Raw genomic sequence first — 9,772 nt, forward strand, 5'->3', positions numbered from 1 at the left:
ATGGTCATTTATTGTCATTAAGTGGTCATTAGGCTGCGCTGTCATTGAGTAGTCATTTATAGTCATTTATTGTTTTGCGACAAATGACCATCAATGACCACTTAATGACAGCGCAGCCTAATGACCACCTAATGACAATAAATGACCATTTAATAAGCTCCCTGCGTTACCGTAGCGACGTTATTAGTACCGTTCTGGCCAAAGCGTAGCGTGTTACTATCGCCCGTTTGGGTCAGTGTAAACGTATTGCCGATGCCCTGCTGAACCGCGCCCAGGTAGCGGATACGTACCCGACCATTGGGATCTACCTCCAGATTGGTGAGCGTGTTGCCATCACCCGTTTGCCGCACCGTCGCCGTATTGGAACTGCCTGCCTGTGAGAACGTTGCGTCGTTGCCATTTCCTGCCTGCACCATGCTGCCGTAATTATCTCTTCCGTCATTGGCCGACATAGTGCCCCTGTTTCCATCCCCACTCTGATACAGGGAAACCTGATTTCTATCGGCGCTCCAGACAGCGGCAGAGCCCGTATTCCCGTCGCCCGTCTGCGTCAGACCGATCTGGTTTCTGTCGCTGCCGTAGGCAATAGCAGAAGCTGTATTCCCGTCGCCGCTCTGGTTTAGGGTAATCCGGTTATGGGTACTGTGATAGGCCGCATAAGCGTCGCCCGTATTGCCATTACCGCGTTGCCAGGCACTAATCTGATTATCGTCGCTGTGGTCTGCCGTATAAACAGTACCGTGGTTGCCAGTTCCGTATTGCTGAAGCGCTACCCGATTATGGTCGCTGAGGAACGTAGCCGCAGCTACGCCCACGTTGTCGTCACCGACTTGCCGTACGGTGGTTTCGTTCAGGTAATGGTTAGCCTGAACCAGGGCCGTATTTCTGTTGCCCGCTACTACAATAGACCCCCGCAGACTCGTTCCTATCTGTTCCAACGTTGTGCTGTTGCCAGTGCCCCCCACCGAGATGGCACCCATGTTACCAGCCCCCTGTTGGGTAGCCGCTGCCTGATGGCCATTCCCCGTCTGATTCAGAGATAGCGTATTGACCTGGGCCTGAGCCGCAGAGAAAGTGGTTGCCGCCAGGGCAACTAGTATGACCGTTTTCATGATTGTCCAAAAAGTAGGATGATAGAGACTCTATTTAGTTAGCGCCCTGCGTCACGGTGGCCGTATTATTGTTGCCGATCTGCCCGAAGCGCAGTACGTTACCATCGCCTGATTGGGTGAGCATCAATGCATTACCATTACCGCCGGTTTGCATCGCGCTGGTAGCCCCCGAACCTAGCCCGGCCAGTACGTTAGCGTTACCCCGTTGAAGAACAGTGGCTGTGTTCAGGTTACTACCCTGCATGAGGCGGGCTTCGTTACTGCTGCCGAGTTGCGTCAGAGTCGCCTGGTTTACACTTCCGGGCTGTTCAATCACAGCCTGGTTTGCCTCGCCAGTTTGCGAAATAGTTGCCTGGTTATACGAACCCTGTCCATAGTTGGCTCCACCTGTATGGTTGGTTCTGGCGACGTTGTCGTCGCCCGTCTGGCTAATCGTCACTCGGTTGAATGAGCTGTACTGAATGTTGGCATTGCTGACATTATCGTTGCCCGTCTGACTGATGATCACCTGGTTGTTGTAGCTGTTGAAAGGCATAGACTGCCCATCATACCCCGACGCCCTGACAGTACTCTGGTTGTTATAGCCCGTCTGAGCAATCGATACCTGGTTATTTCCTCCCCAAACAGACTCTACCTGCGCCGTGTTTCTGTTTCCGTTTTGATACAGGTTGTACTGATTGCCGGACGATCCAAAACTGGTGGTCGACGCCCGGTTATCGTCGCCAATCTGCGTCAGCGACGCTTCGCTACCTGCTGCCTGTAGCGCGCCCACATTTCGGTTGCCCGTCACGACGACAGTAGCCGTATTGCCGCCAGTCTGACCCAGCGAAGTCTGGTTATTATCCCCGGCGACCGTTACCGATGCCGTATTTCCAGGGCCGCGTTGCGAAACCGGCGTAGTGTTTCCCGAACCCGACTGGCTGAGCGACAGCGTATTCGATTGGGCATTGGCAGCGTAGATCGTGGCAACCGCCAGCAATGAAGCAAGTAACGTTTTCATGATTGATACATGGTCTAGATGAATTGACTTTGAGGGTATCTCACCTGTGTATCGCAACTCGGTAGCTGAGGTTAACAGCGCAGAAAAAAGTAACCGCGTTGATAACGAGTGCCCGCCACCAGCGATACTATAAACGGGACCGTGCCAGGTACGTTGCCACCTGCAACGTACCTGGGCAATTGCTTTTTGCCAGCCAAATCAGTACCTATGCCGTCCCGGTGCCACCAAAGCCGATCACCATGACTCCAGAGACTGATAACCCCTGCCTGAACGTCGAACAGGGTAGCCTGGCCTTTTACCAGTCTCTGCTGGCCGACTACAAACAAGCCTGGGAGTGCCTGTACATCAGCGCTTTTCGAAGTTTTATTCCTTACGCCCGGCAACGTAGCCCCATCTCAACCGATGATGCTCTCGACATTTTGCAGGAAAGCATGGCTGAGTTTGCCCTTAAATTGAAGAACGGCAAGTACGTTTTCCAGGGGAAACCTGTTGCGGCCTACGTCTTCACCGTCTGCCGGAATCAATGGGTAAGTTTCCTGCGAAGAAATCACCTCCAACAGGTAGATACCAGCCAGGAAGTCGCCGATGAAGACGAGGAGTCATCGGGATATCAGGCAAACGAACGTGGCGGATTTAGCCTTGATGGGACGTTTAGCGATGACACGAACGATCCACCGGCAGGACCCGACTCGATCTGGGGTACCGCCGAAGTAGACTGGCAGGCAGTGGGTCGGGCTTTTGCCGAAGTAGGGGCCGACTGCCAAACCATGCTGAACTGCTTTTATGTGGAGGAGAAATCATTGGGCGAATGCGGAGCAAGAATCGGGTTGCAGGAAAGCTCCGCCAAAGTGAAACGGTTCCGATGCGCCCAGCGGTTGAAGGCCCTGTATAGTCAGTATAAAACAGCATAACGATGGAGCTATCCGATGACCTACTGGAACAGATTGGTGCCTACCTGTCGGGGCAATTAGCCGATGAGGAAAAGGCCCGGTTCGACGCCCGCCTCCGGCAAGAGCCGGAACTCCGGCAGGAAGTGGCCCTTCAGCGGGAACTGAAACAGGGTTTGTCGTTTTTGGCCCAGAAAAACCGATTCAAGCAACTGCACGCCGACCTGGACAAGCGGGGTCTGCTAACCGAAACGGATAAACAGGTCAGCCAGCCGGAACGTACCCAGCCGCCAGTTGGCGCTCCGGCCGTCGGGTCGTTGCCTCAGCAGCATCAGCCCGGCGGGAACCTGTTCCGGTATGGCCGGGCAAGTTGGGTTATGGCGGCGTCATTGGCCCTGCTGCTGGGTATCGGCTGGGTAGTTTACTCGAACCGAACAGAGCAACGGCAGGAAATGGCTCAAAACGACGCTGCGTTTACCCGCTTCTTTTCGCCTGACCCAAAGCCAGTTCCACCCCTGCCGCCCGACCCTGACCGGGTAGCCGCCCCATTGGAAAACAGCCGGGCGGCGCCGGATTCAATGCGGTTACAAATGGCCATCAACGGGTTAACTCAACCTGATCTTCAGCCCGTTATCACCGAGCTTACGGCCCTGTCGATCCGTAAACCGGGCCATTGGTCTGCCAGTGCGCAGTGGTATCTGGCATTGGCCTATCTGAAGACTAACCAACGTACCCAGGCCCGGCCACTTTTAGAAAAAATAGCTGGGCTCAACGGGCATCCTTACCAGCAGGAAGCCCGTCTGCTGCTCAGTCAGTTGCCGCTTTCATCAGCCCGTTGATCATGAAAACCGCCTTCCTCATTGGTTGTCTGCTTTGGCTGTCAGCCATTTCGGTGTCGGCGCAAACCACTCCCAGCCCTGGTTTGCGGCTCGACGATGAGGAATACGCGCAAGTGCCTTTTCAGGAAATCCTGAGCAAAGAGCCGCTTCCGGGTCGGGTTTCGTTCGAGTCACTATGCCCCCCCGTGCAGGCACAGGGCGCGTATGGCACCTGTGTGGGCTTCGCCTGCGGCTACTACCTACGCACCATGCTGGAAGCCAAAGCCAGGCGGGTAAAAACCAGAGCAGGCATCAATAAACTCGCTTTTTCGCCTAGCTATCTGTACGAAAAAGCCAAGACCGATGGAGACTATGCCTGTGCAGAAGGCGTCTACCTGTCTAAAGTGTTTACGGTACTCAAAGACATTGGCAGTGTGCCATTCAACCGGTTCCCGTACCCTGCCTGCGGCCAGCAGACGCAAGCCGTTGATGCGCTGGCCGCCCGCTATCGCATCCGGGATTATGAGCGGTTGTTCAACGTGCAGGATAGCGATCTGAAAAAAACCATAAGCCTCAAGAAAGCACTGGCCGGAGGCACCCCCGTAGTGGTGGGCATGGTGATTCCGCCTTCGTTCTATACCGCCGGTAAAGTCTGGAAACCGGCCCCCGACGAATCGCCACAGGACAAGCAGTTGAGGGGGCATGCCCTCTGCCTGATTGGTTATGACGATAACCGGGCCGGGGGCGCCTTCCGGGTAGTGAACAGCTTTGGGAAAGCCTGGGCCGATGGCGGCTTCTGCTGGATCAGCTACCGGGATATGGCCCGTTTTACACGCTATGGCTATGTTGTGAAGTAATCAGTAAGCCGCGCGGGTAGCAATTTGAAGTTGATCGTCGGCTACCTCGCTTTCTTCTTTTGTGCACGTAACTGCCTTTAGTAGTTCAGAAATGGAGCCGACAAGTATCGTGTATCCATTCTCGTTGCGGCAATAAAACGTCGAATTGGGCGTCACCGGCAACGGACAGAATGGCGCATCGGCTGCGTAGGCCAGCAAGTACTCCATACCGAACGGAGCCGCACAGATAAACGCCACATCAGGTGCCATACGAACGTACTGATTCTCCTGTCCGGGCTTGATCTCGAAATCGTTTTCCAGGAGGGTTTTTGTGCCATCGGCCAGCACATACACCAGTCGCACGTGGCAGGGCCGGTTCGCTTTTGCTTCCACAACAAGCCGGTTTCCTTCCAGATAAGCCACCGCTGTTCGCCCCTTATCGGTCCGAATCGTTAGCGTCAGCGCACTCTTTGGCGCAGTCGGTCCGGTTTTTGGGGTATCAGCAACGTACCTGGCCGTTGTATCTGGCCGCACTTCCTGAATAGCCGCCCGCTTGTATTGTTTACCATCGGCGGTTACTTCCGAGAGCCGTTCAATGAGGTTAAGCTGTTGACTCTGACCGGCCGTCGAATAGAGTCGTTGCAGGACCATTTCGATAGGCTGTTGCCCCATCGGCGTCGAATTAACGTAGGTGTCTATACGCGCCTGCTTCACGAAGCAACTGGTCAGGCGATTCATAAGCGCCAACCGGTACTCTGCCGGGCGCGTTGTATCGTTAAGTTCGTTCAGGTAGCGGTTGATCAGATCGAAATCAATGGTCGGTTGAACCGGCGCAAGAGCAGCCACATGCACCTCGTAGATAGACAGCCTGGTTCGAGTGGCCTGATGCCGGGTCAATCGGGTTTGGGTATCCCGCAGGAGCGTTTCCCAGTTCACCTGCCTGTTATACTGGCTGGCCAGTTCCAGCGCTTCATCGAACGAGCGCGTGTAAAAACTGCCCGAATCGGGATGCGCATAGGCTTGCTGCGGTGGCTGGCTGCTGGCAATCAATGCATCCCCTTTCACATGCAGGAAAAGTGTCCGGTACGCTTCATTCAGTGAATCGTTGGTCAGCGTCAACGCCCTGGGTGCGATCGTTTTTTTGACCATACCACGCATATTCCTGACCAACTGATTGCAGCAATCGCCGAGGGTGATGCACAATCGGGCCTTTTTGGCTTTCAGTGCCTGGTGAATCGTTGCCAGACCAGGGTTCTGCTGGCTGACCGCCGCCGCTTTGTTGAGCAACATGACCGGAAAACGCCCCGCCCGCCCACTGGCGTTGTAGCCATGCCCTGTGTAGTACAGAAAAATAACATCGGTTGGTGCCGGTGCCAGGTTTCGGATCACCGCATCGAGCCGTTTAGTGCTAAATGCATTGCCCTCTACAACCTGTTCGCTCAACGTATACCGGATAGCGGCGGCTACCTGAACAAACTGCCGGTGCATGGTTTCCATATCCCGTTTGCAGGCCGTATACAGCAACGGATCGTTCGTATCGGCCACCAGTATGGCGTGTACCGTCTGCGCCTCGCCGGGTAAAGCCACTACGCTCATTCCCAGATACAGGCTGAGTATTGGCAGTAGCCGGTTGGTCAGGTACGTTGCCATACCTCAGTTCGCCTTGAACATAAACTTGCCTCGTAGCCGCCCTTCCAGGTAAGGCGGCTGTTTGAAACCGCGCTCTTCCAGGCCCTGATCAATACGGTCGACCAGTTCGAAAATGTCGACATTAGGCTGGTTCATGTGCTTCAGTAATTCACTGGTAAACAAACCATTTTGCCCATCACCATCGTAGGATTGCTTGCCCGGTTCGGTCGCAAAAACGATCATGGTCCCCACTGCAGGCTGAACGGGGGCAAACATTGGTTCGCTCCCCCCCCGCCGCCACGATCGATACGGGTTATTCCGACAGGCGTCCCAAAAAACAAGGTTGGTTCCCCTGGCGTTGGCGTAGGCCATCCGAGCTACGATCTGGCGCAACGGGTAACACTCAAACTCTACATCCGGCTCCGCTCTGGGATCAGCATCGACCGGCTGAACGTAGTTCTCTCCGCCCACCATCAGTCCGTGGCCGGCGTAGTAAAAAAGGCCCACGTTATGCGTACCCAGTTCCGTCATGAATGCGTCGAACGTGTGCTTCAGCTCGCGCAACGGCTGGTTTTCTTTGTAGATGACGGTGAAGCCCAGGGTCTCCAGTTGCTGCTTTACAGCCTTGCCATCATTGGTTGGATTTCGGAGCGGATACCTGCCGTAATTCCCGTTGGCAACAACCAGCGCCAGCCGTTTTTGTGCCGACGATTTAGGTACAGTTACCACCAACTGAGCCGAATCAGGCTGGCAGATAATGATCCGTGGCTCAGATTTGCTGCTTCCGATCGCGTTTGTGGCCTTCACATAAATTTCGTTCGCGCCAGCTACCAACGGAATTACTTCTGAAAATTCCACGCCACCCTCCCGCTTGAATCCGCGCGTTTCCCGATTCAATTCAATGCCATTGCGGATGAACTGTAGCCGGGTCATGGCATCGACCGCCTGTACCCGAACCTTCACTGTAGCGGTAAGCCCGTGTTCGATTACCTGCTTTACCGCTGGTGCCTGCCAGCTAATGATTGGTGCCGTCAGCGGCTCTTTTTTCAACGACACCCACTCACTACTGGCCGAACTGATTATTGACGGCTGGGCTGCCAGCGGACTACCTGCGTGCAGACAACAGATCAGAAGCGTTAACCTGCTTTTCATGAACGTACCTGATTAGAAATCAATCTGAATACCAACGGCTGGCGTGCTGCCAACGTACCTGATAGCAACCTGCTGCCGGGTTGCCCGCTTTTGCTTTTCGTTTTTTCGTCCCTTCAAAAAGGTATATGTCGCGTCGGTCACCATCAACGCTACCGCGGCCCAGGAGGCAACTAAATAGTGATGATGCAATCGATTGGCTTCTGCATAGTCGGTACTGGCTAGCTGACTGGTATACAGCTCATAGTATTGGGTAGACTGGCTTTTCCGAACCAGCCCATACACCCACAGCCCTACATAAGCCCCTGTCAGTAAAGGCCTTAATCCCACCTTTCGGTTAGGCTGAACAAAAATAGTACCTACTCCCGGCGCTACCACCGATAGCAACGCATTGGCCGGGCCACCGCCAGCAGTAACGGCTGACGTCGGCTGCAACGGTTGCTTGACAAGCACGGTTGCCCGAATGGCATCCTCAATCGTTAGGCCATCGAGCCGGTAATCCCAATAGGCTGTTTTGTTTTTGCCCGGCAGCACCGCCGTCCCCACGTCGCCGGTCACGGTGAGGGCGTTTAACAGCCCCCGGCTCCGGCTTTCAAGTTGCACATAGACCGAGTCGCGACTGGTTACCCCGCTTATATCGTACTGTATTTTTGCCCGATTAGTATCCAGGTCAACCCGAACGTTGGCCACCGTAACCCGGCCATTCACCGAAGGCTGGCCAATAGCCATCTCCTGATGGAGCCATATAGCCATGATAGCGGCAAACCGAAGGGCGAAACTACCTGACGCGTTCATTGCTTATAGAGTGCAGTGATCTCTGCCTGGGTGAGTCCCCGATTATAGATCCGAATCTCGTCCATCAACCCATCGAAATAATTTTCGTCGCCATTGGTATGCGCACCAAATCGCAGATTGCCGCCCGAACACCGGTCAATTGGGTTGGTAGTCTGTTCTCGCTGTGCCATCTTCAGTTCACCGTTGATATACAGTTTCAGCGTTTGCCCCGTAAAAACACTGACGAAATGGTACCACTGATTCAACTCAAAAGCCGGGGCGTAGTAAATCAGTCTGTTCTTAACCGGGTCTTCTCTGACACAAGAGCCGTCGTTGTTTACGTCGACACTTATTTCGCAGCAGGCAGTGGCTGTATTGGGCAGCTTGGGTTTACTGATGAAGGCACTGTACTGCTGATTGATGTGATCCGAAAAATTGTCTTTATTATATATATGTCTGGTCGTCGTTGTGATATCCACTACCTGATCAGCTTTCAGCCAGAGACTGATGGAGATTGAATCGGGACGCAGCTTAGCATTATCGGGAATCTCAAAGTAATCATCGACCCCATCCAGTTGCAGTGCCGACTGAGCCGTTTCGCTTCGGTTTGGTCCGTACGAAGCTCCGTTTATAAGTTGGCCGGTCAAGCTATTTCCGCCCACATCCAGCGTGTTGCCATTGAATTGGTAATAAGCAATCAACCCACTCGTGAGACTATTACTACTTATGGGTAGATTCCAGTTTTCACAACTAGTGATAAAGACCAGACCTGTAACCACAACGTACAATCGTAGCCGCTGTGTACTCACTACCAACCTTCTCATAGCGCGCAATTGGCTTACCGAACTAATTTAACACCCACTTATACCTTAACTACCGCCTGTCGTAAAACTACTTATAATGCTTTGTTGGCGCATCTCGTTCAAGGTCACCTTTTTCTGTTGGCACGGTTTTTGCAAAACTTCTTAAATAAACTTATTATTTCTTTATACACTCGAATTGCAAACTAAGAGAGACGAAGAGCAGGAATTCATCAAGTAGTACATGGAGCCAAAGGCAGGATACCTATACGTATAATACACTCATTAGTAAAGCATTACCACTTCAGTAGACATATTTTCATTTCTATCGGCCCGAAAGGAGTCCGAAAACCCTTGTTAGACTGGCCTCATAGTTGCCCATTATACTGATTAGTATTTTTCCCCTACCTACCCTTCGACTATTGAGTGTCATGAAAAAAATTCACTTGCTTGGCGTAGATCTTATTCAGCTCTATTTTGCCACCAGGCCCTGTACCGAACTCTTATTTGGCGTGCGTCCATATACACCCCTCTTCCTGTCGGACTGGCGGCAACAATAGGCCGTTACCAGCCTAATGTCTACCGGCCAAATGCGCTCCTATTTTAGTGAGGGCAATGGGGCGCTGACAAGTTAACCATCTAATAGACATTAGTCAGGCCAGCCCGATACACGGGGTTGGCCTGTTTTTTTGGTTCGCTGGCAGAGGAGTTAATCCGGTTGACGTACACTACTGCCTGTTAAATGCTCTCACGATATGTGATGCAAA

General features: G+C 53.3%; 10 protein-coding genes. 4 read left to right on the top strand and 6 right to left on the bottom strand.

Translation table 11 applies throughout. The features are described 5' to 3' along the window. Nucleotides 1-149 precede the first annotated feature (149 nt). Both ACFE8Q_RS14550 and ACFE8Q_RS14555 read right to left on the bottom strand, forming a co-directional pair. Nucleotides 150-1,112, bottom strand: coding sequence for a hypothetical protein (locus ACFE8Q_RS14550; protein WP_375446139.1), 963 nt, complete (start codon nucleotides 1,110-1,112; stop codon nucleotides 150-152). Nucleotides 1,113-1,146: 34 nt separating this feature from the next. Further along, nucleotides 1,147-2,112, bottom strand: a complete 966-nt coding sequence (locus ACFE8Q_RS14555; protein ID WP_375446140.1) for a hypothetical protein — start codon at nucleotides 2,110-2,112, stop codon at nucleotides 1,147-1,149. Nucleotides 2,113-2,351: 239 nt separating this feature from the next. On the opposite strand from ACFE8Q_RS14555, the gene ACFE8Q_RS14560 reads away from it, so the two are divergent. From ACFE8Q_RS14560 to ACFE8Q_RS14570, 3 genes are read left to right on the top strand one after another with little or no spacing between them, the layout of a single operon-like run. After that, nucleotides 2,352-3,023, top strand: a complete 672-nt coding sequence (locus tag ACFE8Q_RS14560; RefSeq protein WP_375446141.1) for an RNA polymerase sigma factor — start codon at nucleotides 2,352-2,354, stop codon at nucleotides 3,021-3,023. Between the two features lie 2 nt (nucleotides 3,024-3,025). Then, nucleotides 3,026-3,838, top strand: a complete 813-nt coding sequence (locus ACFE8Q_RS14565) for a hypothetical protein (protein ID WP_375446142.1) — start codon at nucleotides 3,026-3,028, stop codon at nucleotides 3,836-3,838. 2 nt (nucleotides 3,839-3,840) lie between these two features. Next, complete coding sequence (locus ACFE8Q_RS14570; protein ID WP_375446143.1) at nucleotides 3,841-4,674, top strand: C1 family peptidase; 834 nt, start codon at nucleotides 3,841-3,843, stop codon at nucleotides 4,672-4,674. Here ACFE8Q_RS14570 and ACFE8Q_RS14575 read toward each other — a convergent pair whose 3' ends face one another. From ACFE8Q_RS14575 to ACFE8Q_RS14590, 4 genes are read right to left on the bottom strand one after another with little or no spacing between them, the layout of a single operon-like run. Further along, entirely contained in the window at nucleotides 4,675-6,303 is a 1,629-nt protein-coding gene (locus ACFE8Q_RS14575; RefSeq protein WP_375446144.1) for a caspase family protein, read from the bottom strand. It abuts the gene before it with no gap. Nucleotides 6,304-6,306: 3 nt separating this feature from the next. Next, nucleotides 6,307-7,434 (bottom strand): caspase domain-containing protein, encoded by a 1,128-nt coding sequence (locus ACFE8Q_RS14580; protein WP_375446145.1) that lies wholly within the window; start codon nucleotides 7,432-7,434, stop codon nucleotides 6,307-6,309. Nucleotides 7,435-7,446: 12 nt separating this feature from the next. Beyond that, nucleotides 7,447-8,226, bottom strand: coding sequence for a hypothetical protein (locus ACFE8Q_RS14585; protein ID WP_375446146.1), 780 nt, complete (start codon nucleotides 8,224-8,226; stop codon nucleotides 7,447-7,449). Continuing rightward, the gene (locus tag ACFE8Q_RS14590; protein ID WP_375446147.1) at nucleotides 8,223-8,906 is read right to left on the bottom strand and encodes a LamG domain-containing protein; all 684 of its coding nucleotides are present in this window, start codon (nucleotides 8,904-8,906) and stop codon (nucleotides 8,223-8,225) included. The genes ACFE8Q_RS14585 and ACFE8Q_RS14590 overlap by 4 nt, the downstream gene beginning before the upstream one ends. A gap of 530 nt (nucleotides 8,907-9,436) precedes the next feature. Between ACFE8Q_RS14590 and ACFE8Q_RS14595 the strand changes: the two genes are divergently transcribed. After that, nucleotides 9,437-9,565, top strand: coding sequence for a hypothetical protein (locus ACFE8Q_RS14595; protein ID WP_375446148.1), 129 nt, complete (start codon nucleotides 9,437-9,439; stop codon nucleotides 9,563-9,565). Nucleotides 9,566-9,772: the final 207 nt, after the last annotated feature.

Source organism: uncultured Fibrella sp. (assembly GCF_964250085.1).
Classification (GTDB): domain Bacteria; phylum Bacteroidota; class Bacteroidia; order Cytophagales; family Spirosomataceae; genus Fibrella.